Source organism: Nitrospirillum pindoramense (genome assembly GCF_007827955.1).
Classification (GTDB): domain Bacteria; phylum Pseudomonadota; class Alphaproteobacteria; order Azospirillales; family Azospirillaceae; genus Nitrospirillum; species Nitrospirillum amazonense_B.
Genome location: NZ_VITR01000009.1, coordinates 192,787 through 217,582, shown reverse-complemented (window position 1 = coordinate 217,582; position 24,796 = coordinate 192,787). Strand labels below are relative to the sequence as shown.

The window sequence follows — 24,796 nt, the reverse complement described above, 5'->3', positions numbered from 1 at the left end:
CCTGGCTGTCGTCCCGCACCGTTCCGGCACTTCGGGCGCGGGAAAGGACGGGTGGCCGGGCCAGCCAATGAGGTGGGGGGAGTGGAAGGGGGCGGGCGGGCGCGGGCACGGCACCTCGGATGTGTCGGCCAGGCTGGCGCTGTCCCGACGCCGCCTGAAATTGGTTTCACATCCGATGATTAGCCGCTTGGGGAGGGGTGTCAAGCGGATGCGGCCACGGCCGCCTGCGGAACCCGTCGGGGGAACGGTGTGAACTTTCTTTGAAATTTCTTTTGTGACGGATGGCGGGACATGATCCTTTCTCCACCCACGCCTGTTTCCCCACCCTGGCCAGTCCTTACGGAGCCATCGCCATGGACTTTTTCCGCCGCTTCAATTTCCTGGTCTGCGCCCCGGCCTTCGAGGCCGATGAGCTGGAGGGCACGCGGCTGCAGGACATTATCGTGGAGGTGGAGCGGCTGGGCTTCGAGGTGACCAAGGCCCGCCGCATCGAGGACGCGGAACTGGCCATCCGCACCGACGCGGCCATCGGCTGCATGGTGCTGGACTGGGGCAAGCGCGGGCCGGAAGGCAAGGCCGCGGCCCTGATCTCGCTGGTGCGCAGCCGCGGCCTGGAAATGCCCATCGTCCTGCTGGTCCGGCGCAAGCGGCTGGAAGACATCCCGATGGAAGTGATGCGGGAGATCGACGGCTACGTCTTCCTGGCGGAGGAAACGCCGCAATTCATCGCCAAGAACCTGATCAGCCGCCTGCGCCAATATGCCGAAACGCTGAAGACGCCCTTTTTCGGCGCCCTGGTCGACTATGCCGAGGAAGGCAACCAGCTGTGGACCTGCCCCGGCCACAACGGCGGCATCTTCTACAGCCGCAGCCCCATCGGCCGCATCTTCGTGGAGCATCTGGGCGAGGCCATCTTCCGCGACGACCTGGACAATTCGGTGGTCGACCTGGGCGACCTGCTGGTGCACGAGGGGCCGGCGCTGCGCGCGCAGAAGGAAGCGGCCAAGATCTTCGGCGCGGAGCGCACCTATTTCGTGCTGAACGGCACCTCGGCTTCCAACAAGGTGGTGCTGGGCGCCCTGGTGGCGGAGGATGACCTAGTCCTGTTCGACCGCAACAACCACAAGGCCGCCCACCATGGCGCCCTGCTCATGGGCCAGGGCACGCCCATTTTCCTGGAAACCGACCGCAACGCCCACGGCCTGATCGGCCCCATCGATTACGAGGCGCTGGACGAGGCGGCGATCCGCGAGAAGATCCGCACCCATCCCATGGTGAAGGACCCCGACGCCTGGAAGAAGCCGCGTCCCTTCCGCGTGGCGGTGATCCAGCAATGCTCCTACGACGGCACCATCAACAACGCCGACCTGCTGGTGCAGAAGCTGGGCCCGCTCTGCGACTACATCCTGTTCGATGAGGCCTGGGCCGGCTTCATGAAGTTCCATCCCCTTTACCAGGGCCGCTATGGCATGGGGGTGAAGGACCTGGGCCCCAACAGCCCCGGCATCATCACCACCCAGTCCACGCATAAGCAGTTGGCCAGCTTCAGCCAGGCATCGCAGATCCATGTGAAGGACAAGCACATCGGCGACCAGGAGCGGCGGGTGGAACACCGCCGCTTCAACGAATCCTTCCTGCAGCACGCCTCCACCAGCCCGTTCTATCCCATCTTCGCCTCGCTGGACGTCGGCGCGCAGATGATGAAGGGCAAGTCTGGCGAGGTGCTGTGGGACGACACCATCCGCCTGGGCATCGAAATTCGCAAAAAGCTGCGCGCCATCGCCCGCGAATTTATCGAGAAGGAGGGCGACGTCTCCCGGCAGTGGTTCTTCGACCCCTTCGTGCCCGACCTCACCCGCCTGGACGGCCGCGATGTGCGGTGGGAGGACGTGCCCACCGATGAGCTGGCCCGCGACCCCAGCCACTGGATGCTGGAGCCGGGGCGGTCCTGGCATGGGTACAAGCACCTGGGGCCGAACTATGCCATGACGGATCCCAACAAGCTGACCATCCTGACCCCCGGGTTCGACCGCCGCACCGGCGCCTATCTGGAACAGGGCGTGCCGGCCCCCGTGGTGGCGGAATACCTGCGCGAAAACCAGATCGTGCCGGAGAAGAACGACCTGAACTCCCTGCTGTTCCTGCTGACCCCGGGCGTGGAGAGCAGCAAGGCCGGCGGCTTGATGAGCGCGCTGATTTTCTTCAAGCGGCTGCATGACGACAACGCGCTGCTGGATGAGATCATGCCCGATTTCGTCCGCCGCCGTGCCCCGCGCTACAACGGCGTGCGCCTGGGCGACCTGTGCCGCGACATGCACAGTTTCTATCGTGAACACAACATCAGTGCCCTGCAGCGCCGCCAGTTCCGGCCGGAGCACCTGCCCGAGATGGCCATGCTGCCCCACGTCGCCGCCAAGCAGCTGGTGCGCAACAAGGTGGACTTCGTCACCCTGGACCAGTTGCCGGGCCGTATCGCCACCACCCTGATGCTGGTCTACCCGCCCGGGATCGCCACCGTGCTGCCGGGTGAGCGGCTGACGGAACGGGCGGCGCCCATGATCGACTATTTGAAGGTGTTCGAGCAGGCGACCAACCTGTTCCCCGGCTTCGATAACGAGATCCAGGGCGTGTATCGCAAGCTGGACCCCGACGGCCGCACCCGCTTTTATACCTACGTCGTCCGCGAATAAGGCCGCCGCCCATGAGCTTCATGCCCGACCGCGATCCCGCCACGGTTACCGACGGCGGCCCTGGCCCGGCCGCCGCCTCCACCGTGATCGTCCGCACCTCGACCGAGGCGGATGTGGAGGCGATGCTGGCCATCTACACCCATTACATCAACCGGGGGATCGGCGATTACGAGCCCGAGCCCCTGGACGAGCACGACATCAAGCGCCGGCGCAAGAACATGCTGAACAAGCGGCTGCCCCATGTGGCGGCCGAACTGGACGGCGTGCTGGTCGGCTACGCCTATGCCGTGCCCTTCCGCAAGCGCCCGGCCTATCGCTACACGGTGAAGCACTCGATCTACGTGCATCCCGACCATCTGTCGCGGGGCATCGGCCGGCAACTGATGCAGGTGCTGATCGACGCCTGCGCCGCGGCGGGGTACCGGCAGATGATCGGCTATATCGACGCGGAGAACACGCGGTCGCTGCAGATGCATGAAAGCTTCGGCTTCACGCGCGCGGGCTACCTGCCGTCCGTCGGGTACAAGTTCGGCCGCTGGACGGACTCCGTCCAGGTGATCCGCCCCTTGGGCGAGGGCAACACCACGCCGCCGACGCCCATGCCCAAAAAGGTGAAGGCGAAGCCGGTGGCGGCCGAGCCTGCGCCTCCGCCGCCGGGTGCGGTGTCCTGAGGCCGCACATCGCATCTGCCGATCACTTCACCAAGGCGTTGTCGACGTCGCTGAAGTCACCCGGTGCGGCGGACTGCTTGCAGGCGTAGCCGGGCCCCCATTGCACCAGGCCGTTCTTTCCCAGGATATAGGCCAGGTCCCATTGCCCCATCCTGCTGGCGCGGCAGGCGAGCAGGCCTTCCTCCAGGGTGGCCAGGGGCAGCAGCGTGCCATCGGCCTGCATGGCGCTGGTGATGGTGCTGAACTCACCCGGCACCCGGGATTGCTTGCAATCGTAGCCGGGGCCCCATTGGACCAGGCCGTCCTTGCCGGCGATGTAGGCCAGGTCCCAGTTCCCCATTTTGTTGGCGCGGCAGATGGCCAGGCCTTCCTTGGCGGTCGCCAGCTTGATCTCTGCCGCCGTGGCGGTCTTGGCCGTTGCCGGCACTGACGCGGCCATGGCCAGGGCGATCAGGCTCGCGGCGTGGAAACACAATGCGGTCGTCGTTTTCATGGGGGGCTGGATTCCGGCTTGGTTGGGGCGGGCGGCGCCGGATACAGCATGGGCCATGCCAACCCGAGACCCTCGCGGTCTGGCCGTTCCGCGCGCGCCTGGCCGGTTTGCGCCGTGCGCCGGACAGTGTCGGACATGGCGGACGTGTCCGGCGCCGGGGCGGAAGGGGCGGTGCGCGTGAATACACTCCTTGAAAGGTCGCCAAGGCTCGCGTGAGCAAGATGAATACTTTAAAACTGTGCGATGATTGAACCAACCGGGCGGAACCTGTCGCATGGATGAAATGATGGCCGGTCTGGCGCGCCTGGGCCGTGGGTCACCCATAGGCCGGTTGCACGGCGCGTTGGCCCGGCAGCTGGGCATCGACATCGTCACCGGCCGCTACCAGCCGGGGGATGTGCTGGGCAACGAGATCGTCAATGCCGAGCGGATGAAGGTTTCCCGCTCCGCCTACCGCGAGGCGTTGCGCATCCTGGCGGCCAAGGGCCTGGTGGAAAGCCGGCCCAAGAGCGGCACCCAGGTCTGTGCCCGGTCGCGCTGGAACCTGCTGGACCCCGACGTCCTGGCCTGGCACTTCGCGGCGGAACCCGGCAAGGACTTCATCTATAGCCTGTTCGAACTGCGCCTGATCGTGGAGCCGGGCATCGCCGCCCTGGCGGCGGAACGGCGGACGGAGAAGCAGTTGGCCCGCATGACGGCGGCCCTGGACACCATGGACCGCCACACCCTGGCGGCCGAGGAAGGGCAGGCCGCGGATGCCGACTTCCACGACACCCTGCTGGAGGCCAGCGGCAACCCGCTCATCGGGTCGCTGGCCGTCAGCATCGGTGCCGCGGTGCGGTGGAGCACCATCCACAAGCTGCGCGAGGGGGTGGTGCCGCATGAGCCCATTCCCCTGCATCGCCATGTCCTGGAGGCCGTTGCCGCCCGCGATGCGCAGGCGGCCCGCGACGCCATGCGCCGGCTGATCGATGAGGCGCTGCGGGACACGGCCCAGTCGTTCAAGGCCTAGACCGGGCCGCGTCCCGCACCGTTACCGCGCGATGGACAGCGCCGCCGTGGTGGCGAACTGCCCCTGCTGGCTGGGCACGCCGCTGTCCGGCTGGCCGGAACCGACGCTGACCTGGTAGGTGCCGGCCATGACCTGGCGGTCACCGTCGCGGGTGACGAAGCTGAGATCACGCGGCGACAGCTCGAACGACACCGTGCGGCTTTCGCCCGGCGCTAGGGACAGGCGCTGGAAGCCGCGCAGCGCCAGGCGGGGCGCCCCCTCGAACGCCGGCGGCTTCAGGTACAGCTGTGCCACCTCGTCGCCCGCGCGATCGCCGGTGTTGGTCACCGTGGCCGTCACGCGCACGCCGTTCTCCGCGCCACCGTGCGTCGGCTGCACGGTCACGGGGCCGTAGTCGAAGCGGGTGTAGGACAGGCCGAAGCCGAAGGGGTAGACGGCCTGGCCGGTGAAGTAGCGATAGGTGCGGCCGGTCATGGCGTAATCGTCGAAGGGCGGCAGGTCGGCCACGCTGCGGTAGAAGGTCAGCGGCAGGCGGCCGGCCGGGTTGGTCTTGCCCGACAGCACGTCGGCGACGGCCAGGCCCCCCGCCTGGCCAGGGTACCAGGCCTCCACGATGGCGGCGGCGTTGTCCTTGGCCCAGGACAGATCTAGCGGACTGCCGTTCAGCAGGACCACCACCACCGGCTTGCCCGTGGCCTTGGCCGCCTGCAACAGGCGGCGCTGCTCCGCCGGCAGGTCGAGGGAGGTCTTGTCGCCGCCGGCGAAGCCCTCGATCTGGCGCTTCATCTCTTCGCCCTCCAGGTCGGCGCTCAGGCCCACGGCGGCGACGATGACGTCGGCGTCGGCCACGGCTGCGGCCAGGTCACCGTCAGCGGTGGCAGCGGCGGGCGCCACCCGCTTCCACAGGAATTCCACCCCGCCCATGCCGTGCACGTCGGTGGCGACGCGGATGGGATAGCGCTTGCCCTTTTCCAGGGTCACGGTTTCCAGCTTGGGCAGGTCACCCCACAGCGGCGTGCCCAGGTCCACGCGGCGGCCGTCGAACTCGAACTCCCCGCCGGAGAAGCCGGTCATGCCCAGGCGGTAGGTGCCGGATTCGGGGGGTACCAGGAAGCCCGTCCAGACCACGCGGTAATTTTCCGCCACCGTCTTCTGATCATGGCCGCTGCCGCCCACTTGCGCTTCCACCCGCGTCAGCGCGGGCTTGGCCGCCACCTCCAGCGGCGGCATGGAACCGAAGGGCGCGTCCGGCGCCGGAGCCTTCACCGGGCCGGTGGCGTTGAAGTATTGCGCTTTCACGCCCGGCTTGCCGTCCGGCGTCACCAAGGCGGAGGTCGGCACCGGGTCGCCGTCCATGACGGTCTCGTTGAAGGGGACGTGGATGATGCGGGCGCCCGGCATCACCTGGCGCAGGCCGTCCAGCACCGATACCGGCGGGGCGGACAGGGCCGAGGAATAGTTGCCGCGCAGTACGCGGGTGGAATCGCCGTGCGGGCCGATGACTGCCACCTTGACGCCGGGCTTCAGCGGCAGCACGCCGTCGTTCTTCAGCAGCACCATGCTTTCGCCGGCCACCTTGCGCGCCAACTGCTGATGCTCCGCCGTGCCGATGGCCTGGACGGGGACGTCCTGCTTGGGACGATCCAGGCCAGGCAGGTCGCCGTTGCGATAGCGGGCGGAGAACAGGCGCACCAGCGCCAGGTCGATGTCCGCCGCGCTGATCAGGCCGCGCGTATATGCCTCCTTATAGCGGGCGGCCAGCCCGCCACCGGCGCCGAACAGGGTGGCGACGTTGCACTCGTTGTCCACCCCGGCCTTCAGGGCGGCGGCCACGGCGGCCGCCTGGTCGGGGGCGTACTTATGATTGTCGGCGATGTCCTTCACCGCGTCGCAATCGGATACCACATAGCCGGTGAAGTGCCAGGCGCCGCGCAGGTGGTCCTTCAGCAGAAGGTCGCTGGCACAGGCCGGCTGCCCGTCGACACGGTTATAGGCGCACATGATGGACCCGGCGCGCGCCTCCACGATGGCGGCGCGGAAGGCGGGCAGGTAGGTGTCTTCCAAATCGTGCGGGGACACGTACACGTTGGCGGCATGGCGGGTCGATTCGGGGCCGCTGTGGACGGCGAAATGCTTGGGTGTGGCCACCACGTCCGGCAGGTCGGGGTTGGGGCCCTGCATGCCGCCGATGAAGGCCACCGCCAGGCGCGCCGTCAGATAGGGATCCTCGCCATAGGTCTCCTGGCCGCGGCCCCAGCGCGGGTCGCGATAGATGTTGATGTTGGGCGACCAGGTATCCAGCCCGGTGCCGATGCGGCCCAGGTGGCCGGTGGCGCGACCCAGGGTGTGCAGGGCGCGCACCTCCACGCTGACGGTTCCGGCCACGTCATGCACCAGGGGCGCGTCGAAGGTGGCGGCCAGGCCGATGGGCTCGGGAAAGTTGGTGGTGGGAACGGCGCCGATGGCGCCGTGCAGCGATTCAGTCCACCAGTTGTAGGCGGGGATGTCCAACCGGGGGATGGCGGGGGCCACGTTGACCAACTGGCCCAGCTTCTCATCCAGGGTCATGCGGGCGACCAGGCCTTGCGCCTTTTGCCAAGCGTCGCTGATGGCCGGCGAGGGGGCCGTTGGGGGGAGGGACGATGAGGCGGGCTGGTCGGCCCGCGCCTGTGGCGTCAGGGCGAAGAAGGCGGCGCTGAGCAGCAGCGCGCGCGTCAGGGGGCGGTAACGCATTCTTTCCTTCCCATTCCTTGTTTTCTTCCTTGTTCCCATGGCGTCGACCATGGGTGCCGCCGGGGCCAAACGAGGCTATCCGGGGGCGTGGGTTTGCCGTGGGCACCTGTTCCGTCCGCCCGCGCCATCACCTTGGCGCATCTTGACACCAAACCCAATACTCAGACAATTAATCATTGTTAGCGCTCACATTGCGTCAAGCATCCCCCCATTCGCGTGATGATGGGGGCAAGAACGGGAGGATTCCAACCGGGGGCGGGCGCCCCGGGTCATGGACTTCAGCCGCCGTCGAGGCGGCGCGATGGCGCGGACGGCGACGAACAATTCCAAACAGGGAGGAATGAATGAGGAAGGCGGTTTACGGCCTGGTCTTGGCGATGGCGGCGTTGGCGGGGGGTGGCGCCCCATCCCAGGCACAGGTGGCGACGGAGGCGCCGGCGGCCGTGCCGGGCGCGCGCCCGGTGACGGTGGAGCACCTCCTGGTGCATGCCCCGACCTTGGAGGGAAACCTGGAGGGCGAGGCCGTGGACCGCGACGTCTATGTGCTGCTGCCGCCCGGCTACGCTGCCAATCCGCACAAGCGCTACCCCGTGGTCTATGCCCTGCACGGCTATTCCATCGGCGCCGCGCAATGGATGGCGGAGATCCATGTTCCGCAGACGGTGGAGGGGGCGTACGCCCAAGGCGCGCGGGAGATGATCGTGGTGCTGCCGGATGCCAAGACGGTGCACAACGGCTCCATGTACTCCAGCTCCGTGACCACCGGCGATTTCGAAACCTTCATTTCCCGCGATCTGGTCGCCTATATCGATGGCCACTACCGCACCATTCCCAAGCGGGAGAGCCGGGGATTGGCCGGCCATTCCATGGGGGGCTATGGCACCGCCCGCATCGGGATCAAGCATGCCGACGTTTTCGGCGCGCTCTACATGCTCAGTCCCTGCTGCCTGTCGCCGCGCGCCCTGGGGCCGATCGACCCCAAGACCTGGACGCTGCTGGAAAGCGTGAAGGCCCCGGCCGACTCCGGCACCTTGCCTTTCATGGCGCGGGCGCAGTTGGCCACGGCCGCCGCCTGGTCCCCCAACCCCCACAACCCGCCCCTTTATCTCGACCTGCCGGTCAAGGAGGGAGAGCCGCGCCCGGACATCCTGGCCAAATGGGCGGCCAACGCGCCGCTGGCCTTCCTGGACCAGTATGTCGGGGCCTTGCGCCAATACCGGGCCATCGCCATCGACGTCGGCGACCAGGACAGCCTGAAGGTCGATGCCGGCAAACTGCATGAGGCGCTTGACAGTTACCGCATCGCCAACAGCTTCGAGATTTATCCCGGCACCCACACCAGCCACGTCGCCTTCCGCATCCAGGAACAGGTCATCCCGTTCTTCAGCCGCGCGCTGGACTTCAACGAGACGCCTTGACCCTCCCCCCCCCGTGCATGAGGTGCGGCGGCCAGGCGCCCCTTGCCTCGGCGGGGGCCTGGCCGCTACATTATTGCAATAATAGAGGGTGGAATGCGCGTCAGGAACAGCAAGCGATGGGGGCTTGGCCGTGCGGCCTGGGTGCTGCTGACGGCGGCCGCCTTTCTCGCCCTCCTGTTCTGGGCGCGCACGGGCCCGTGGCACTCCTGACCGGCGTCACAGCGTTTTCTGGAAGAAGGCCACCACGTCCCTGTTGAAGCGCTGGTGGAAGGTGGCGCGGTCGAAGCCATCCTCGCTTTCACAGATGCGCGGGGCGGCCTTTTCCAGGATGGCGGAGCACGGCGCCAGGAAATCGAAATGCCGGGCGTGTGGCACGACATGGTTTTCCGGCGGTTGGGGCAGGGCCTGCCGCACCGCCTCGGCGTAAAAGGGATGCGGCAGGATTTCGTCATCCTCCGCCCGCCAGAGCTGCACCGGCACCCGCACCGCTTTCAATCCGTCCGCCGTGAAGGCGAAGCCCAGGGCCGGGGCGGCCGCGACCACGGCGCGGATGCGGGCATCGGCCGGGCGTTCCGACAGGCGCGCCGCGGCCGGAACGACGCCCCCCTGGACGTTGGCCATGATCAGTTGGCAGTCGAAGAAATCGGGATGCGCGGCGCAGTGGGGGCCAATCCTGGCCAGATCGGCATGGCCGCCCGCCGCCGCCAGGACGGTATAGCCGCCGGCGGAAAAGCCAAAGGCGCCGACGCGCGCCGGGTCGATGGCGTCGCCCCAGGTGGTGGTCATGTAGGTGATCAGCAGGCTCAACTGGCGCGGACGGTTGCCCAGGTCGGTGGCGCGGCTATGGTCGTTCACGTTGTCGCCGGTATGGGTCAAGGCGGCGACAATGAACCCCGCCTCCGCCAGCGCCTCTGCCGTGTCGGCATGGCCGGTGGCGGTGCCGCCATTGCCGTGGGACATGACGACCAGGGGCAGGTGCCGGCCAGCCACGGGCGCGTTCAGGGCCACGGTTTCGGTCAGCGGTCCCACCGGCGTGGGCTGGGCCGGGGCGTCGGTCGGATACCATACCGCCACCTCCACCGGGGTGGCCGCGCCGTCCGGCATGGACAGCCAGCGAAAGCCCACGGCGGCGGATGCGGGCGAGGACGACAGGGCCGTTCCGGCCAGGGCGAGGGTGATCAGGGCACGGGTGATCAAGCGAGCGGCGGATGTCTTCAGCATGAGGGGGATCCGGTGGATGACGCCCGTCACAAGGGATGGGCACTCCGATTTTGTCGGATGTTTTTCCAAGCAAATCCGCTCCCGATGCGCCAATGGGCGACCGGGTTCGGCACTGGGCGAGCGGGCAAGAGACAGCCCCTCCCGTCGCGGCGGGACCGCCAACCATGTTATGAAGCCTTGGTGGGGTATTAGGGTTTGGGGCAGGGCATGGACAGGGGGGATGCGCCACCGCGCGCCGGGATGATGGAAGAGGGCGTGCTGGGCGACCGCCGCACCTGGATACGGGCCTTCGCCGCCGCCACCTTCCTGGGGGTGGTGGTCGGCCTGGTGGGCCCGTTCGGCAGTTTCTACAACGACTCCTTGGCGATTCTCGTCGGCTATTGGGTGGTGGCCCTGTGGCTGGGCACCGGCTTGCTGGGCGTGGCGCTGCGTTTCGCCTTCCTGTGGTCGCGGACATGGTCGCTCGCGCGCGCCGCGGCCTTGGTGGCGCTGGCGACGGTCCTGGCCGCGGTGCCGCTGGCGATGCTGTGCCGGCTGCTGGCGCAGGCCCTCTGGCCCGGGCCCATCAGCCGCATCGGCTGGCCACTATGGTACGGCCAGACCTTGCTGATGTCGCTGTGCTGCGCCGTGGGGTATGGCGTGCTGGGGGGGCATCTGCGCCGGGCGTCGCAGAGGCGGCCGCCATCCGCGGGAGCGGCGGTGGAGACCCAGCCGGTCGCGGCCCCGATCACCGGCCGGTTCCTGAACCGGCTTCCGTCCGCCCTGGGCCGGGACCTCCTCGCCCTGCAGATGGAGGATCATTACGTCCGGGCCCACACGCCCCAAGGCTCCGCCCTGGTGTTGATCCCCCTGCATCAGGCGGTGGCGGAACTGGACGCGGTGCCAGGGCTGAGGGTCCATCGGTCGTGGTGGGTGGCGCGGCATGCCGTCTCAACCGTGGTGCGGGATGGCCGCAATCTTCGCCTGCGCCTCTCCAACGGTATCGAGGCGCCGGTCGCCCGGGCCAGCGTCGCCACCGTGCGCGCGGCCGGTTGGCTGGACGACCCGGGCTAAGGGGCAGGGCCCGGGGGTCAGAATTGGGGGGAATCAGCGCATTTCCGATTTCAGGTCGAGCAACGGCTGTTGCGACACCTGGATGGCGCCATCGCGCGGGCGGTCCAGGTCAAGGATGACGACGACCGCCAGCGACAGCAGCGCCGCCAGTAGGGTGGTGGCCAGACGGTGGGGGCGCCCGCCCGCCGCCAGCATATAGCCCAGCATGATCATGGACAAAGCGGCGTACAGCAGCAGTACGCCCAATACCCGACCGGGAATGTGGGCGGCGCGGGCCGCCGCGCGCGATCCCGCCAGGTCGAAGGCATCGTTCATGGCGTCCATCAGCCCACGCGCCAGCAGGGGGGAGGAGTCGCTGCGCACTGCCCGACCAGTTACCGCCCAGAGTTGGCCCTGCAGGGCGCTGGTGGCCGCGATGTCATTGTCGGCGCCGTCCGTGTCGGACCAAGCCAGGCGGATATCGACATACCGGCGCAGCAGCTCGCGCAACTCCTGCCGTTCCGGTTCTTCCAGCAAGTTGGCGCGCAGCCACACCGTGCCGATGGCGTTGGCCTCGCGCACCACGAGATCGCGCCGCCCCTCGAACCGGTTGAGCGACAGGGAAAAAGTGAAGCCCAGCAACAGCGCCAACAGGCCCAGGACCGCGGACAGGATATGGTCCGGCGGCGCGCCTTTGCCCTGATTGCGGGCGGAGAGCCAGAGTTGGCCGCGATAGCCCACCTCCACCCCGACGGCCAGCGTGGCCATGAACAAAAGCCCCACCAGCGCCAGCGGTGCCGCCTCCACCCAGGCCATCCCCGTTTCCATCCTTGCTGGCCCCCCGTTCTTATTTGGCGGCTCCATTAGACGGAATTTCATCCCAGTGGGAAATAGGGCCAGCGGGGAATAGGCGGCATGCCGAATACGGGCGGCGACGGGGCTGTGGCATGCCCGATAAAGGGGGCCTCATCTCCTTTTGAAGGATCGGCCGTCATGTCCCCGTCCTCCCCTAGCCTGTCGCCGGCCCAAGTGGTGGACGGGCAACTCCGCGCCTACAATGCCAAGGACATCGATGCCTTCATGGCCTTTTGGGCGGACGACGCGCGACTCTACCAACATCCCGACACCCTGCTGGCCAGTGGGGCGGCGGAGATCCGGGCCCGCCATGTCCTGCGCTTCCAGGAGCCCAACCTGCATGGCCGCCTGCTGCATCGCGTGGCGGTGGGCGCCACGGTGGTCGACCATGAGGTGGTGACCCGCACTTTCCCGGAGGGGCCCGGCACGGTGGAGGTGATCGGCATCTATGAGGTGGTGGCGGGCCGCATCAGCCGCGCCTGGTTCACCCTGGGAACGCCGCTGTTGGGCGAGGCGGCCCCGTTGGGCCAAAGGAAACCCAGGTTGTCATCACGCGAAACAAGGAGGCCCACCTGTGCCCGTCACCCTCTATGGCATCAAGAATTGCGACACGATGAAAAAGGCCCGCGACTGGCTGGCCCAGCGCGGTATCGACTATGCCTTCCATGACTATAAGGCCGTTGGCATCGACCAGGCCCGGCTGGAGGCCTGGTGCGCCGCGCTGGGATGGGAAACGGTGCTGAACCGTGCCGGAACCACTTTTCGCGCGTTGCCGGAAGCGGCGCGCCAGGACCTGGACGCCGCCAAGGCCGTGGCCCTGATGCAGGCCCAGCCCTCCATGATCAAGCGCCCGATTCTGGACCTCGACGGCACGCTGATGGCCGGCTTCAAGCCGGAACGGTATGAGCAGGCGTTCGCCGCCGCTGGGCGCTAAGCCGGGTGGATTCCATTCCTGGGGGTTGCCACGCCGCTCCGCCCCCAGGGATGGCGTGTTCTCCTGATGAGTCCAAAAAAGGAACAGGAGAAGAACATTTCCGCTTGATGTTCCCAGAACGTTCCGGCAACACTAAACCCATGAACGGCTGGGCGCGCTAAAGCGCCGGCCCCCGATAGACAAACGGTGGAGGGGTAAATGGCGTACATTGCGGTCCACGACACGATGCACGGTGTCGGCTTTGCCCCGAAATCGGCCCTGCTGCGTCGCCGCGCGCTGGGGCGGGCCGGCGCCAACGGCGGCCGGCTGGTGCGGGATTTCCTGGCGCTGGCCAGCTTGTTCGCCACCCTCTACGGCGCGGTGGTCATCCTCGGTGCCGCCATGGGCGGCTGAGACCGTCCGCCGGGCGCAAACCGGGCAAACAGCCTCCTTTACAAGTGCTGGCTTTAAACGAAACACCCCGCCCGGGTTTCCCTGGGCGGGGTGTCGTCTATTTGCACTTATTGAGCGCTGAAAAGGGATGTGGCCTATCCCTTAACGGCGCTGTGCCCGGTGGTAGGGGATCGGAATGGGCCGGGCCGCATGTTCTTCCTTGCGGCTGGCGGACATCTCGATCTCCATGCGGGCGATGACCTTGCGCAGCTCGTGCAGCGCGTCGGTCAGGCCCTGCATGCCACCCTCAGGGTTGGCCTTCCAGGCGGTATATGCCTCGGCGCTGCGCTGAGCGGCGGCGGTCATACGCTGGTCGGCCGGTTCGGTGGGCGTCTCGGCCGCTTCCAGGCGGGCGGCGTTGCGCTGCTGCTGGCGATACGGATACTCCGACCCCACCGGACGGTCGCCGCCATAGGGGCGATCCAGCAACTGGTCCATGGTGTCCGTCTCGACCGGGGCGCGTGACGGCTGACGGTCGCCGTAGGGGCGCTGCCCCTGGCTGACCGCCGGCGGCTGGCTGCGCTCTTGCGCGGCGTTCGCGACGGCCGCCCCGGTCAGGGTGCGCCGTTCACCGCGGGCTTGACGATCGCCGAAGCGGTCACCACGGGGTTGTTCACCCTCACCACGATGTTCGCGGTCGGCGCGGGGCTCCCGGCCTTCCTGCGTGCGGCCATGACGGTCACCACGGGCGGGGCGGTCGCCACCGGCGGCGCGCGGCGCGCGCTGCGGCTGCTCCGTGCTCGGCGCCATCGCCACCGGGGCGGCGGGGGGCACGGCGACAGGCGCTTCCACCACTACCGGCTGCTCCAGCGGCAGGGTGGGCGACGGGGCCGGAGCGTCGGCGGCGGGCGCCTCCGCATTCGGGGCTTTCACCGCCTTCGGGGCCGGTGCGGCCTCAGCGGCGGATGCCTCGCCTCCCTCACTGGGCTGCGCCGTTTCGGCCTTGCGCACGATGTAGGAAATGGCGCTGGGCGTGCAGTCGAATTCACGGGCGATGGCCGACAGGGTGGCGCCGGCACGATACCGTTCCAGGATGGACGGCCACGCGGACTGCGGGATACGGCCACGGCGCTTCGGGGCGTCGCCATCGGCTTCCTTCACGGCACCTTCCTCGCTCTGTATGTCGCTAGGCTGCCACAGGGGCTCTTGGGTCATGTCTGTCACACATCATCAAAAGGCCGGCAGCCGACGATGGGGCCGACCCGGCAGTCACGGACGGGTGTGCGCAAGGCGCGCCTGAGACACGGACCGAAGTCCGCCGCCATGGCGTCCCCTGATGTCGCCGCCGTTCCTTTACGACAGGCGGGCCACACCTTTAAAAGGCGATATTCAAAACCCTGAAGTATTCGAATGTCTTTGCAAAAAAGACGAAGAATACCAACGTCACGCCATGCGGGTTCCCGCCCGAAGGGCGACGACGCCAGGTTTATGAAAATCCGTTTGAACTGAAGTGCCGGGTCGCCGTTGCGAATGTCCGCCAGGGCTAACCAATGACACCCAAGTCCTGACCTTTATTTAAAAGAAAATCCCCGGACTGCAAGCGCTGATTCTGCGGTTGTCGCTCTTTTTTAAAAACTAAACCTCCGACTCGCCCACAACCCTCCGGATACCCCTGGCGATGGGCTATGATCAGGCCCCCATCAGCGGGCCGGCCTAGGCGGAAAGGCCGCATTTTTAGGGTCGGTCCGGGCTCGGACAGCCGTTTCCGTCACCCGCCGCCCGTCATCGGGGCCCACCCCGCGACCCGCCACACCGTGTGGTGGGCGACTCAGGTGAAAATTGGCCCCATGGCCTTGTCGGGCGGGGCCGGCGCTGTTATGCCCCTGGTCCATGACCAAGCGATCTTCCGCGTCCCGTTCCCGTCCCGGCCGCCCCAGCGGCAACCGCCGCGGCGGTGGCATACCGTCGCGCCCCGCCCCACGACCGGCCAGTCCGGTGTCGGCCCGACTCACGCCCAAGGCCCGCTTGCACATGGTGTCGGCCGGCTTGGTCGTCGCGGGGGCGGTATTGATCCTGGCGTCGCCGGCGATGTGGGCGGCCATCCTGGCCCTGGTGCTGTTCGCGGGGGCGGCTGGCACCCTGGTCCTGGCGCGCCGGGCGTGACCGTTCGCCGGCCCGGTCAGCACGGGGCGGGCCAAAGCCAGGCCGCGCCACGCACGCCACTGGAGTCCCCGTGACGTGCCCGCCGTATCGGCGTGGTGACATCAGGGGAGAAGCACCAGGCGGCCAGGCGCTGCGGCAAGCGCTGATACAAATGGTCCATGTTGGACAGGCCGCCCCCCAGGACGATGACATCCGGGTCCAGCAGGTTCACCACACCGGCCAGGCCCCGCGCCAACCGGTCGACATGACGATCCAGTGTCGCCCGTGCCGCTTCGTCGCCCGCCGCGGCCAAGGCGGCGATCTCGATGGCCGGCAGGGTGTTGCCGGTGGCCCGGGCATGGTCCTGTGCGAGGCCGGGGCCGGATAGCCAGGTTTCAAGACAGCCGCGCCGCCCGCAGTAGCAGTCCGGGCCGGGGCGTTCGTCCTCCCCACCCGATGCCGTGGGCGCCTGGGGCCAGGGCAGGGGGCTGTGTCCCCATTCCCCGGCCGCGGCATGCCGCCCGGTGACAATGCGCCCCTCCACCACCAGGCCGCCACCGCAGCCGGTGCCCAGGATGGCGGCGAAGACGGTGTGGCACCCGGCGCCCGCGCCATCGGCGGCCTCGGACAAGGCCAGGCAGTTGGCGTCGTTTTCCAAGCGCACCGGCCGGCCGATGTGCGCCGCCAGATCACGATCCAGGGGATGGCCGATCAACCAGGTGGAGTTCGCGTTCTTCACCAGCCCGGTCAGCGGCGATATCGCGCCCGGAATGCCCACGCCCACGCTGGCCTGCGTGTTGGTCCGGTTCGTGGCTCGGCGGCCGCCGGCCGGCATGATCTCGCCGTCCAGCCAGGCCACCAGCCCCGCCACGGTCTCGATCGTGGCGCGATAATCGTCGCGTGGGGCGGGGATGCGGCGGCGGGCCAATTCCCGCCCGGTGTCGTCCAGGGCCAGGCCCTCGATCTTGGTGCCGCCCAGGTCGATGCCGATGCGGGGCATGCGTTTTTCCTCAATCCTGTCGGGGTATGACGGTGGAAAAGGCTGTCGCTGGTGGCCGCAACCCTCCCTTATGGGCTATGCTGCGCCCCGACTCTTGCTCATGGTGGGCTTGCGGGGCTAAATGTACAAGATGTGGTGGATGCGGGGGCCTGATCGCGGGCGTTCCCCCAGGCCTTGACGGGCAGGGGGATGTCTTCATGGGGATGTGCCGCGCCGCCGCCACGATAATGACCGACCTTCCAATGAAGATGGAACCCCGCGCCATGACGCGTGCCCGTTTGTTCGCCGCCCCGCTGCTTTCCCTGGCCCTGGCTATGACGGCCATAGGCGCACCGGCCTTCGCCGCCGAAAACACACCGGCCAAGAAGGCCGCCACGTCCAAAAAGGGCAAGGCCGCGCCGGAAAAGGCCGCCAAGACGTCCCCCAAGGCGGCCAAGGTGTCCGGCCCGTGCTATTCCCCGGCGGAGTTCGACGCCGAACAGGCCATCCGCTTCCACACCCGCCTGATGGTCATCGGCCTGACCTGCCAGCAGCTGGGCGGCAACTACGAAGGCCTCTATGTGCGCTACAAGAAGTTCACGCTGGCGCACAAGACCCAGATCATCGCCTGGGAAGACGCGCTGATCGCGCGCTATCGCAAGACGTCCAAGGGCAATCCCAACCGCGCGCTGGACACCCTGCGCACCCATCTGGCCAATGAGATGTCGCAGCACATCGCGGCGGTTTCCACCGACGTGTACTGCGCCCAGCATGCCGACAGCCTGGCCCAGGCCGAGCTGATGAGCGACGCGGACGTGGTGAAGGCCGTCACCAATGACGCCGTGATCCGCGTGTCCGAACTGCCGCGCTGCGACCTTCCGCCGCCGGTCATGGTCGCGGCCACGGCCAGCGACCGCATCACGGGCCCGACGCCCGCCGTCGCCCCCGCCGCATCCGCCGCCGTCCCCACCGCGGTTAAGGATACCGCCGGCGCCGCCAGCGGCGCCTCGCATTAAGGGTACCGCCACGGCTCATAGGGTCCCGCCCGGTTATCCGGACGGGGCCCGGTCGGCCAAGCCAAGTGGGCGATGGCTAAGGGCCGGGTGACAAAGTAACGCTATGCCCTTTAGCGTGCTGGAAATCGTAATGCTCTGGGCTGTTTAATCCCGCCTGCAAGTCGGCGCCCTCCACGGGAGGCGCGCCCGATTAAAGGAGAACGGGTTATGCCCAGTACAGCAGCTGTCCGCGAGGATACGGATATTATTCCGGCCGGCGGTGGCAGCCTTGAATTTTTGACCACCCATTCCCATGGGGCCCCCGAAGGGGCTGTGGCCGGGCGTCGGCCGCCGGCCCTGCCGGAACCCCCGGCCTATGTCATCGAAATCGACGAAGAGGCGGTGGGGCTGGTCACCGTCCATCCCCAGGGCGTGTCGTTCCATGCGGTGGACATGCGCGCCCTGGCGCTGGAAGGGCAAGTCTTCACCGACGCTGCGGCCGCTCGCGCTGCGGCTGAATCGGCTTTTTATGGTCGTGGGTGACATTGGGGCTAACTAAAGCCCTAAGACCGTGCAATATGCGATATGCGGATAGGGCACCCGCTACTTATGCAAACCGCGCCCCTTGAAAAATCCTGCCTCAGTTTAACCTTAATTCCATCCGATTAACGGTCTGTCCCGATGGGCCGAACGGCGTAGCTCACAAGGCTGGGTTGCTCCCGCTCCGGCGTTGAAGGATTGAATTAACTCAGGACGTTGTCTAACCCTGCCTCACGGCGGGACAATCAAAGCGCCACGTCCTGGCGCAAAGGGTAGTCTTAATTCAACTGAGGGTTCCTTCGGGAAGAACTAAGCCCTCGGTCAGAAGGAGGAGAAAAGACGAATGAAACTCCGTCATTCATTACTGTGCGCGGTGTTCGCGCTCGGTCTGCCGGCCACCGCGCTGGCGCAGACCAACGAAGGCTACTACCTGGGTGCCCAGGCCGGTGTGAACTGGGCCGACAAGACCGACCTGAAGGGCTCGGCCTACACGGACAAGGCTGACTTCACCACGTCGCCGACCGGCCTGGTCGAGGGTGGCTACAAGTTCGGCAACGGCGTCCGCGTCGGCCTGGAAGTGGGCTACGGCGGCAGCACCGTCGGCGACATCACCGGTGGTGGCCCGGGCCGCGCCGGCGGCGCTGGTGACGTGACCGCCATGACGTTCATGGCGACCACCTATTACGAGTTCAACGTCGACAGCCCGCTGCGTCCGTATGTCGGCGCCGGTATCGGTTTCGGCCGCTACAAGTTCGACGGCGTGGGCGACCTGTACACGCCGGGCCTGTCGGTGGAAACCTCCACCACCGCCTTCACCTACCAGCTGGCCGCCGGCGTCGCGTACGCGCTGAGCGACAACCTGGACTTCACCGTCGGCTACCGCTTCATGGGCACGCCGGAGACGACTTACGAGCCGTCGAACGCGCCGCGCTTCAAGGCCGGTTACCAGAACCACTCGGTGCTGGTTGGCCTGCGCTACACCTTCGGTGCCCCGCCGGCCGCTCCGGCGCCGAAGCCGACCCCGGCCGTGGCCCCGCCCGCGCCTCCGCCCCCGCCGCCCCCGCCGCCCCCGCCGCCGGCTCCGTCCATTTCGCGGAACTTCACGGTGTTCTTCGACTGGGACAAGACGGACCTGTCGGCTGACGCCAAGACCGTTCTGGACAACGCCGCCAAGGACGCTGCCACCGGCCACATCACCAAGATTCAGGTCACGGGCTACACCGACCGCTCCGGTTCGGACGCTTACAACCTGAAGCTCTCCATGCGCCGCGCCGAGGCTGTGAAGGCTTACCTGACGTCCAAGGGCGTCGGTGCTTCCATCGCCACCGATGGCAAGGGCGAGTCCGATCCGCTGGTCCCGACCGCGGACGGTGTGCGTGAGCCGTCCAACCGTCGCGCCGTCATCATTTTCCCCTGATCCAACCGGGGAACGGGTGACAGCCGGGCCAAGGGATGAAGTTCTCCTGGCCCGGCGATCCCCGTCTTGATGAGGACGCCACTGGATCGGTCCCATGGCCTGTCCGGTCGGTTGAAAATAAGAAAGGGGCGCCACCCGGCCTGGGTGGCGCCCCTTTTCTTTGGGCGCGATGGATCAGGAAGCTCAGGTCAGGGGCCCAATACCGCGCTGGATGGCCCAGACGGCGGCCTGGGTGCGGTTTTGCGCGCCGATTTTGCGCATCACGTTCTTGAAGTGCATCTTCACCGTGGACTCGGTGATCTCCAGCCGGCGGGCGATGGACTTGTTGGATTGGCCCGCCAGCAGGCAGCCCAGGATTTGGATTTCGCGGCGGGACAGATCCGCGGTGGCGGCCACCAGGTCAGCCGGGGTGGGGCCCTGCGGCTGCTGCGCCTGGGTCACCAGGGCTGTCGCGCGCGGGGGGAACACGGCGTCGCCGGCCAAGATCAGTTCCAGGGCGTCGCGCAGGGTTGCCACGCCGGATGATTTGGACAGATGGCCGTCCATGCCGGAGAACAGGCTGGCCTTCAGCACCGAGTCACTGGTGTCCGAGGTCAGCACCGCGATTCGGGGCTGAGGCGCGGCCGCGCGCAGGCGCCGCAACTCGCTGGCGACACGCGGTGGATCGATGCCCCAGGGATCGACCATGATCAAATCCGGCGCTGGCATGTCCCGCAGCACCCGGATTGCTTCTTCGACCGAGGGCACGGGCGGTAACAGCTGGAAACTGTCCTCCCCCAGCAATGTACCGAGCGCCGCCCCGAACAACTGATCCTGGTCGATCAGAAGAACGCTGCGGGCCGTCATTGCCAATTCCCCCATGGTGATTGCTGTCTCCCCCACCGGAGACTGTTTATTAAAAATTTTATTAACATTGTCCCCGATACTCATTAAATGCCGACGCTAACCTGTTAACGGCCTATTCGCCCCATCGCCAGGTAATAGATCGCCAGTTCTATTGCGACAATCCTATGGGAAAGTGACCCTGAACGCCATGTTTCTGTTGCGGCATGTCTGAAAACGGGTCACAGTCTGTCACATCGCTAGATGGATCGTTTGGCCAACCGGGAATCGGAGAGATCTGTCGGGGTACCTCGGCAGCGATGGGGTTCCGGATAAAAAAGGTTAGGCGCGCCCCATTTTGGCCGTGATCCGATGGTCATAATGGTGTTGATGTCGCTAACCAGTCAGGGTCACGCGTTCATCGATGCTGTTGGGGTCGGTTTACAAAGCGGCCGGTGCCAACGGGCGATCATCATGGGGCGCATCCGCGTTCCTGATGTCAGATGATGCGGTTTAGATGGCCTGGGCCGGAAGTGGCCGGACTCAAACGTGGGGTTTCAGATGATGAGCATGACCGCGCGTTTTCCCGGGACTGTCAGCAGTCTAGCCGAGGATGGTTTGGAAAACGGAATCGCCGGTGTGGGCGCCTCGCCCCGCCACCGCACTTTTCTCGTCGTGGATGGCCAGGCCCTGGTGCGTCGTGGCGCCGCTCTGATGCTGACCAGCCAGTTCCCTGGCTCTTCGGCGCTTGAGGCGGGTACTGTGGAGGAGGCTTTGGCCCAGGCCATGTCCGCCCCCGGTATCGATCTCGTGTTGCTGGACCTGGACAGCCTGTCCGGCAGCCGGGTTGAGGCGATCGCCCAGCTGACATCGGCGTTGGGCTCCGTGCCTGTCGTGGCGGTGTCCGCTGTGCAGGAGGGGGATGAGGTCATCGCCTCCATCCGCGCCGGTGCCCGTGCCTATGTGCTGAAGACCGGCCCGACCGAGGTGCTGGAGCGGACGCTGACCCTCATCCTGTCGGGTGAGAATTACGTGGCCATGCCGCGCCAAGCCCTGACCGCCGCCTTGGCGGGGGTGCGGGGCGCGTCGGGCCCCGCCATGGGACAGGCCCCCGCCGGTCGCGAGGCCGCGCTGGCTGACCGCCTGACGGAACGTCAGCAGGATATTTTCCGCCTGATCCTGGCGGGCTGCTCCAACAAGGAAATCGCCCGCGAGCTGGGCGTGTTGGAAGGCACGGTCAAGGTTCACGTGCGCGCGGTCATGCAGAAGCTGGGCGCGAAGAATCGCACGCAAGTGGCCGTGGCCGCTGCGCGCAGTGGTTTCGGCAGCATGGCCTTCATGGCCGGCACGCTGACCAACTAGGGCGCGTCATCCTAAATACTCGACGTCCATGGGCGTGGGATACGGTGCAGGGGCCCCTTGGGCCCCTGTTGCCGTTTTGGGCTCCCGTCAGATCCGCCGTGCGCCGGTCCACCGGCGTGAGGCAAGCCTCAGGCCGGTGGGGCAGGGGATCAATCAAACAGCGCGTCGATATCCGCCTGCGAGATCGTTACGCCGCCATCCTTGACAGGCCCGTGCAGTTCCAGGCCCTCATCATGCTTATGGATGGACGGGGGCAGGGGCATGGTCTCGAACTCCTTGGTGTTCCAGACCGACATCATGGCCTCCACCCGCTCCTCGATAAAGCTCAGGGCCTGCACCACCTTGGTGATCCGCTGGCCTGTGAGGTCCTGGAAGTTGCAGGCCTCGAAAATGCGCAGCGTGACTTCGTTCAAATCCTTCAGGCGCGAGTTCTGATAGCCCTCCGGCAGCTGTGAGCGGACCTCGTTGACGATGTCGTCGATCTCTTCCGCCGCCTGGATGATGCTGTTGGTGGCGGTCTCGGTCGAGGCGACAACGGCGGTCAGCTGCTGGCTGGCCTCCATGAAGGTGTCGTCCTTGGCCAGCGGGTGGCGCAGGGCCGCCATTTCCAGTTTGGTCGCCTTGATCCGGCCGGCGATGTCCGCGATTTCAACGTGGATCGCTTCGATCTGGGTATGGTCGGTGTTCAGGAAGCGGTCCAGCTTCTGGCCCAGGTGCTGGATCGCCTCCATCACCTCCGACGTGTCCAGCCGAATCTCCTGCGCCGGGGTCAGGGGCGCCAGAGCCGCCGGATTCAGGGCGGCGGATGACAGCGACAGGGAGTCAACGGTGCCGGGTTGCTCCTGAGCGCGCCGCTGCCGCTGTATCTCCGCCATGAAAGGCCGCTGACCGTTCGCCATCCGCAGGATCCTCTTTCCCGTCTCGTCCACGTCTGTCGCGTTCGGTAACCTAACCGAAAGGCTATGCCCTTAGGCGGTACTTTCCCCGGCGACCCATTCAACATGGGCGATACCTTGGGTGAAGCCAAGGGCCTGATGCAGGGCGGGCAGCATTTGCTGCAAAGTTTCATCCAATTGCCAGGGCGGGTTCACCAGGATCATGCCGGAACCGTTCAGCCGGTCCACCCGGCCGTCGTCGTTCCAGGTCAGTTCCGCCGCCAGAATCTTGGGAATGCCGCTGTCTTCCAGCCGCTGATGCAGGCGCCAGGCGACGGCGCGGTCCTTGATGGGGTACCACAGGGCGTAAATGCCCGTGGGCCAGCGCTCATGGGCCAACGCCAGGCCGGCCACCAGGCGATCGAAATCATCCGCGGCCTCGAACGGCGGGTCGATCAGCACCAGGCCGCGCTTCTCCTTGGGCGGAAGGTGGGCCTTCAGCGCGGTCCATCCATCCATGTGATGCACGGCCACCTTGCGGTCCCCGCGAAACACTTCTTTCAGCGTCCGCGCGTCCTCGGGGTGCAACTCCGCCAGGACCAGACGGTCCCCCGGGCGCAGGAAGGCGCGCGCTAGGCAGGGTGAGCCGGGGTAGGTGGTGATGGCGGGGCCGGCTTCCGCACCGGCGCGCACGACATCCAGGTAAGGGGCCAGGGCGGCGGCGGTCGCCGCATCCAGGCCACCGGCATCGGCGGCCTGCAGCAGGCGCTGGATGCCTTGGGCGGCCTCTCCGGTGCGGGTGGCTTCATCCCCCGTCAGGTCGTAGCGGCCAATGCCGGCGTGCGTGTCCAGCACGGCGAACGGATTGGCCTTGGCGGTGAGGCGGGTCATCAGCAGCGCCAGGATGGCGTGCTTCATGACGTCGGCCGGGTTTCCGGCGTGAAAAGCGTGGCGGTAGTTCATGGGCCGGGAGCATGCCAGCAAACCGAGGTCAGCGGCAATCCCAGCGGCATTCCGGAAAAACAACAGGCCGCCCGGGGGCGGCCTGGTTCATCAGCGGCGCTGTCGGGAAGGGTCAGCCCACCGGCTCGCTGGTGGCGTTCTGGTAAACCCGGCGGGTCCGCGGCGTCACCGCGGTGCTCGCCTCATCCGAGCAGCCATTGCCGTCGATCAGCGAGGCATTAATGGAATTCAGGCTTACCAAGTTGCTGCGCACCTTGCAGGCATAGGCGTGCGCGGTCTTGCCGCTGCCACCATTGTACCGAGCCACGGCGGCGGCCCAGCTGCCGGCGGTGGCGCGCAGACGGGCGAGCATGCGGGCCGCGTACTGCACATTTTCCTTGGGGTCGACGATCTTTTCCACGGGGTGGAAGGCCGCCTTGTGATCGGAAAGCGACAGCTGCATGCAGCCGGCGGTCACATCCTGGCGCAGGTTACCCTTGGGGTCGCGCAGGTACTTGGCGGCGGCGGTGGGCGTCGACACGAAATGGGCGGTGCCCTTCACGTTGACGGCATACGCCTCGGATGAAATCGACTGCCCGCTTTCCACCAGGGCCACAGCCAGCAGCAGACCGGACGGCACGCCGGCCTCTTTCTCCGCCTGCAGGATGTGATCCAGGCACGCGGCGCCAGCGGGGGCGGCGCTCATCAAGCCCAGGCCAATAACCAAGCCGGCGATGGCGGTCTTGAAGGAACGGAGGGCAGGACGGACAGCGCTATCTGAGACGGATTCTGACTCCCGGCCTAGAAGGGCGTCGCTCTGGCGGCGCGCGATCTGCATGAGAGTCCTCCATCATCGTCGGTGGCGTATCGGCCCGATGCCGTCACGTCCACAAGGCGTTTTGTGCCGGTTTCCCGGGGCACATTCCCGCTGGCGGGCGGGTCATTCCGTCAGGCCACCGATACTCAGTGCGGTGACCGCTCCCTAACCGAATGGGTCAAACTGCCGACGTTGGATGTCCGTAAGGCCTATATCCATGCATCGGCCGCATAGCAATTGCAGACAAAACGCAGCAGGTCAATAAAAAATATGACCGGAGTGTGGCAGGCATGCCACGCCGCCGCGTTGTCAGCGGGGGCACCTTGCCCCATGTTGCCCTGGATTCCAAGCCCTTAGCGTGCGTCATGTTGACCCCGTGTGAACTGTTTTTGCCCTACGAATAGCGTACCGGCATGGCTTGCCCCCCAGGAATGGAGGCGCCATAAGAGGTGCCCGGCCGCCCGCCGCCGCTTC

General features: G+C 67.0%; 23 protein-coding genes. 13 read left to right on the top strand and 10 right to left on the bottom strand.

Annotated elements, in window-relative coordinates:
- The first annotated feature begins 353 nt into the window (after window positions 1–353).
- Window positions 354–2,690, top strand: coding sequence for an Orn/Lys/Arg family decarboxylase (locus tag FBZ90_RS16660; protein ID WP_145733797.1), 2,337 nt, complete (start codon window positions 354–356; stop codon window positions 2,688–2,690).
- An 11-nt stretch (window positions 2,691–2,701) separates the two neighbouring features.
- The gene (locus FBZ90_RS16655; RefSeq protein ID WP_145733796.1) at window positions 2,702–3,361 is read left to right on the top strand and encodes a GNAT family N-acetyltransferase; all 660 of its coding nucleotides are present in this window, start codon (window positions 2,702–2,704) and stop codon (window positions 3,359–3,361) included.
- Window positions 3,362–3,383: 22 nt separating this feature from the next.
- On the opposite strand, the gene FBZ90_RS16650 is transcribed toward FBZ90_RS16655, so the two are convergent.
- Window positions 3,384–3,854: a hypothetical protein gene (locus tag FBZ90_RS16650; RefSeq protein WP_145733795.1), complete on the bottom strand. Its 471-nt coding sequence runs from the start codon at window positions 3,852–3,854 to the stop codon at window positions 3,384–3,386.
- Between the two features lie 274 nt (window positions 3,855–4,128).
- Here FBZ90_RS16650 and FBZ90_RS16645 point away from each other — a divergent pair, with 274 nt between their 5' ends.
- Complete coding sequence (locus tag FBZ90_RS16645; RefSeq protein ID WP_145733794.1) at window positions 4,129–4,866, top strand: FadR/GntR family transcriptional regulator; 738 nt, start codon at window positions 4,129–4,131, stop codon at window positions 4,864–4,866.
- Between the two features lie 21 nt (window positions 4,867–4,887).
- On the opposite strand, the gene FBZ90_RS16640 is transcribed toward FBZ90_RS16645, so the two are convergent.
- Window positions 4,888–7,599 (bottom strand): glycoside hydrolase family 3 C-terminal domain-containing protein, encoded by a 2,712-nt coding sequence (locus FBZ90_RS16640; RefSeq protein ID WP_145733793.1) that lies wholly within the window; start codon window positions 7,597–7,599, stop codon window positions 4,888–4,890.
- A 344-nt stretch (window positions 7,600–7,943) separates the two neighbouring features.
- Between FBZ90_RS16640 and FBZ90_RS16635 the strand changes: the two genes are divergently transcribed.
- Window positions 7,944–9,017, top strand: coding sequence for an alpha/beta hydrolase (locus tag FBZ90_RS16635; RefSeq protein ID WP_145733792.1), 1,074 nt, complete (start codon window positions 7,944–7,946; stop codon window positions 9,015–9,017).
- Between the two features lie 216 nt (window positions 9,018–9,233).
- Here the strand turns inward: FBZ90_RS16635 and FBZ90_RS16630 are convergent, their stop codons facing one another.
- Window positions 9,234–10,238: an alpha/beta hydrolase family protein gene (locus tag FBZ90_RS16630; protein WP_145733791.1), complete on the bottom strand. Its 1,005-nt coding sequence runs from the start codon at window positions 10,236–10,238 to the stop codon at window positions 9,234–9,236.
- Window positions 10,239–10,445: 207 nt separating this feature from the next.
- Between FBZ90_RS16630 and FBZ90_RS16625 the strand changes: the two genes are divergently transcribed.
- Window positions 10,446–11,291, top strand: coding sequence for a LytTR family DNA-binding domain-containing protein (locus tag FBZ90_RS16625; protein WP_145733790.1), 846 nt, complete (start codon window positions 10,446–10,448; stop codon window positions 11,289–11,291).
- Window positions 11,292–11,324: 33 nt separating this feature from the next.
- Here the strand turns inward: FBZ90_RS16625 and FBZ90_RS16620 are convergent, their stop codons facing one another.
- Entirely contained in the window at window positions 11,325–12,098 is a 774-nt protein-coding gene (locus tag FBZ90_RS16620; protein WP_186455853.1) for a bestrophin-like domain, read from the bottom strand.
- A gap of 165 nt (window positions 12,099–12,263) precedes the next feature.
- Between FBZ90_RS16620 and FBZ90_RS16615 the strand changes: the two genes are divergently transcribed.
- From FBZ90_RS16615 to FBZ90_RS16605, 3 genes are all read left to right on the top strand, one after another.
- Window positions 12,264–12,794, top strand: coding sequence for a nuclear transport factor 2 family protein (locus FBZ90_RS16615; protein ID WP_145733788.1), 531 nt, complete (start codon window positions 12,264–12,266; stop codon window positions 12,792–12,794).
- Window positions 12,739–13,059, top strand: coding sequence for an arsenate reductase (locus FBZ90_RS16610; protein WP_211102123.1), 321 nt, complete (start codon window positions 12,739–12,741; stop codon window positions 13,057–13,059). Before FBZ90_RS16615 ends, FBZ90_RS16610 begins: the two co-directional genes overlap by 56 nt.
- A 198-nt stretch (window positions 13,060–13,257) precedes the next feature.
- Complete coding sequence (locus FBZ90_RS16605) at window positions 13,258–13,452, top strand: hypothetical protein (protein ID WP_145733786.1); 195 nt, start codon at window positions 13,258–13,260, stop codon at window positions 13,450–13,452.
- 141 nt (window positions 13,453–13,593) lie between these two features.
- On the opposite strand, the gene FBZ90_RS16600 is transcribed toward FBZ90_RS16605, so the two are convergent.
- A complete protein-coding gene (locus FBZ90_RS16600; RefSeq protein ID WP_145733785.1) occupies window positions 13,594–14,646 on the bottom strand; it encodes a hypothetical protein in 1,053 nt (350 codons plus the stop codon).
- A 780-nt stretch (window positions 14,647–15,426) separates the two neighbouring features.
- On the opposite strand from FBZ90_RS16600, the gene FBZ90_RS27885 reads away from it, so the two are divergent.
- The gene (locus FBZ90_RS27885; RefSeq protein WP_186455852.1) at window positions 15,427–15,594 is read left to right on the top strand and encodes a hypothetical protein; all 168 of its coding nucleotides are present in this window, start codon (window positions 15,427–15,429) and stop codon (window positions 15,592–15,594) included.
- Window positions 15,595–15,610: 16 nt separating this feature from the next.
- Here the strand turns inward: FBZ90_RS27885 and FBZ90_RS16595 are convergent, their stop codons facing one another.
- Complete coding sequence (locus FBZ90_RS16595) at window positions 15,611–16,573, bottom strand: ROK family protein (protein ID WP_145733784.1); 963 nt, start codon at window positions 16,571–16,573, stop codon at window positions 15,611–15,613.
- A 263-nt stretch (window positions 16,574–16,836) separates the two neighbouring features.
- On the opposite strand from FBZ90_RS16595, the gene FBZ90_RS16590 reads away from it, so the two are divergent.
- The 3 genes from FBZ90_RS16590 (at window position 16,837) to FBZ90_RS16580 (ending at window position 19,504) form a co-directional block, all read left to right on the top strand.
- The gene (locus FBZ90_RS16590; RefSeq protein ID WP_145733783.1) at window positions 16,837–17,568 is read left to right on the top strand and encodes a hypothetical protein; all 732 of its coding nucleotides are present in this window, start codon (window positions 16,837–16,839) and stop codon (window positions 17,566–17,568) included.
- Window positions 17,569–17,775: 207 nt separating this feature from the next.
- Window positions 17,776–18,090: a hypothetical protein gene (locus FBZ90_RS16585; RefSeq protein WP_145733782.1), complete on the top strand. Its 315-nt coding sequence runs from the start codon at window positions 17,776–17,778 to the stop codon at window positions 18,088–18,090.
- A 340-nt stretch (window positions 18,091–18,430) separates the two neighbouring features.
- Window positions 18,431–19,504, top strand: a complete 1,074-nt coding sequence (locus tag FBZ90_RS16580; protein ID WP_145733781.1) for an OmpA family protein — start codon at window positions 18,431–18,433, stop codon at window positions 19,502–19,504.
- Between the two features lie 183 nt (window positions 19,505–19,687).
- Here the strand turns inward: FBZ90_RS16580 and FBZ90_RS16575 are convergent, their stop codons facing one another.
- Window positions 19,688–20,350 (bottom strand): LuxR C-terminal-related transcriptional regulator, encoded by a 663-nt coding sequence (locus FBZ90_RS16575; protein ID WP_186455851.1) that lies wholly within the window; start codon window positions 20,348–20,350, stop codon window positions 19,688–19,690.
- 546 nt (window positions 20,351–20,896) lie between these two features.
- Between FBZ90_RS16575 and FBZ90_RS16570 the strand changes: the two genes are divergently transcribed.
- Entirely contained in the window at window positions 20,897–21,688 is a 792-nt protein-coding gene (locus FBZ90_RS16570; protein ID WP_145733779.1) for a response regulator transcription factor, read from the top strand.
- A 149-nt stretch (window positions 21,689–21,837) separates the two neighbouring features.
- Here FBZ90_RS16570 and FBZ90_RS16565 read toward each other — a convergent pair whose 3' ends face one another.
- From FBZ90_RS16565 to FBZ90_RS16555, 3 genes are all read right to left on the bottom strand, one after another.
- Window positions 21,838–22,587, bottom strand: a complete 750-nt coding sequence (locus tag FBZ90_RS16565; RefSeq protein ID WP_145733778.1) for a protein phosphatase CheZ — start codon at window positions 22,585–22,587, stop codon at window positions 21,838–21,840.
- Between the two features lie 69 nt (window positions 22,588–22,656).
- Window positions 22,657–23,526 (bottom strand): 23S rRNA (adenine(2030)-N(6))-methyltransferase RlmJ, encoded by an 870-nt coding sequence (locus FBZ90_RS16560; RefSeq protein WP_145733777.1) that lies wholly within the window; start codon window positions 23,524–23,526, stop codon window positions 22,657–22,659.
- 112 nt (window positions 23,527–23,638) lie between these two features.
- A complete protein-coding gene (locus tag FBZ90_RS16555) occupies window positions 23,639–24,343 on the bottom strand; it encodes a transglycosylase SLT domain-containing protein (protein ID WP_145733776.1) in 705 nt (234 codons plus the stop codon).
- Between the last annotated feature and the right edge of the window lie 453 nt (window positions 24,344–24,796).

Bases quoted from the DNA above. Each gene is read 5' to 3' on its own strand.
- FBZ90_RS16660 (WP_145733797.1), top strand. From the start codon at position 354: ATGGACTTTTTCCGCCGCTTCAATTTCCTGGTCTGCGCCCCGGCCTTC.
- FBZ90_RS16620 (WP_186455853.1), bottom strand. From the start codon at position 12,098: ATGGAAACGGGGATGGCCTGGGTGGAGGCGGCACCGCTGGCGCTGGTG.
- FBZ90_RS16595 (WP_145733784.1), bottom strand. From the start codon at position 16,573: ATGCCCCGCATCGGCATCGACCTGGGCGGCACCAAGATCGAGGGCCTG.
- FBZ90_RS16610 (WP_211102123.1), top strand. From the start codon at position 12,739: ATGAAAAAGGCCCGCGACTGGCTGGCCCAGCGCGGTATCGACTATGCC.
- FBZ90_RS16605 (WP_145733786.1), top strand. From the start codon at position 13,258: ATGGCGTACATTGCGGTCCACGACACGATGCACGGTGTCGGCTTTGCC.
- FBZ90_RS16625 (WP_145733790.1), top strand. From the start codon at position 10,446: ATGGACAGGGGGGATGCGCCACCGCGCGCCGGGATGATGGAAGAGGGC.
- FBZ90_RS16650 (WP_145733795.1), bottom strand. From the start codon at position 3,854: ATGAAAACGACGACCGCATTGTGTTTCCACGCCGCGAGCCTGATCGCC.
- FBZ90_RS16570 (WP_145733779.1), top strand. From the start codon at position 20,897: ATGACCGCGCGTTTTCCCGGGACTGTCAGCAGTCTAGCCGAGGATGGT.
- FBZ90_RS16615 (WP_145733788.1), top strand. From the start codon at position 12,264: ATGTCCCCGTCCTCCCCTAGCCTGTCGCCGGCCCAAGTGGTGGACGGG.
- FBZ90_RS16585 (WP_145733782.1), top strand. From the start codon at position 17,776: ATGCCCAGTACAGCAGCTGTCCGCGAGGATACGGATATTATTCCGGCC.
- FBZ90_RS16590 (WP_145733783.1), top strand. From the start codon at position 16,837: ATGACGCGTGCCCGTTTGTTCGCCGCCCCGCTGCTTTCCCTGGCCCTG.
- FBZ90_RS16640 (WP_145733793.1), bottom strand. From the start codon at position 7,599: ATGCGTTACCGCCCCCTGACGCGCGCGCTGCTGCTCAGCGCCGCCTTC.
- FBZ90_RS16555 (WP_145733776.1), bottom strand. From the start codon at position 24,343: ATGCAGATCGCGCGCCGCCAGAGCGACGCCCTTCTAGGCCGGGAGTCA.
- FBZ90_RS16565 (WP_145733778.1), bottom strand. From the start codon at position 22,587: ATGGCGAACGGTCAGCGGCCTTTCATGGCGGAGATACAGCGGCAGCGG.
- FBZ90_RS16600 (WP_145733785.1), bottom strand. From the start codon at position 14,646: ATGACCCAAGAGCCCCTGTGGCAGCCTAGCGACATACAGAGCGAGGAA.
- FBZ90_RS16655 (WP_145733796.1), top strand. From the start codon at position 2,702: ATGAGCTTCATGCCCGACCGCGATCCCGCCACGGTTACCGACGGCGGC.
- FBZ90_RS16575 (WP_186455851.1), bottom strand. From the start codon at position 20,350: ATGACGGCCCGCAGCGTTCTTCTGATCGACCAGGATCAGTTGTTCGGG.
- FBZ90_RS16645 (WP_145733794.1), top strand. From the start codon at position 4,129: ATGGATGAAATGATGGCCGGTCTGGCGCGCCTGGGCCGTGGGTCACCC.
- FBZ90_RS16580 (WP_145733781.1), top strand. From the start codon at position 18,431: ATGAAACTCCGTCATTCATTACTGTGCGCGGTGTTCGCGCTCGGTCTG.
- FBZ90_RS16635 (WP_145733792.1), top strand. From the start codon at position 7,944: ATGAGGAAGGCGGTTTACGGCCTGGTCTTGGCGATGGCGGCGTTGGCG.
- FBZ90_RS16630 (WP_145733791.1), bottom strand. From the start codon at position 10,238: ATGCTGAAGACATCCGCCGCTCGCTTGATCACCCGTGCCCTGATCACC.
- FBZ90_RS16560 (WP_145733777.1), bottom strand. From the start codon at position 23,526: ATGAACTACCGCCACGCTTTTCACGCCGGAAACCCGGCCGACGTCATG.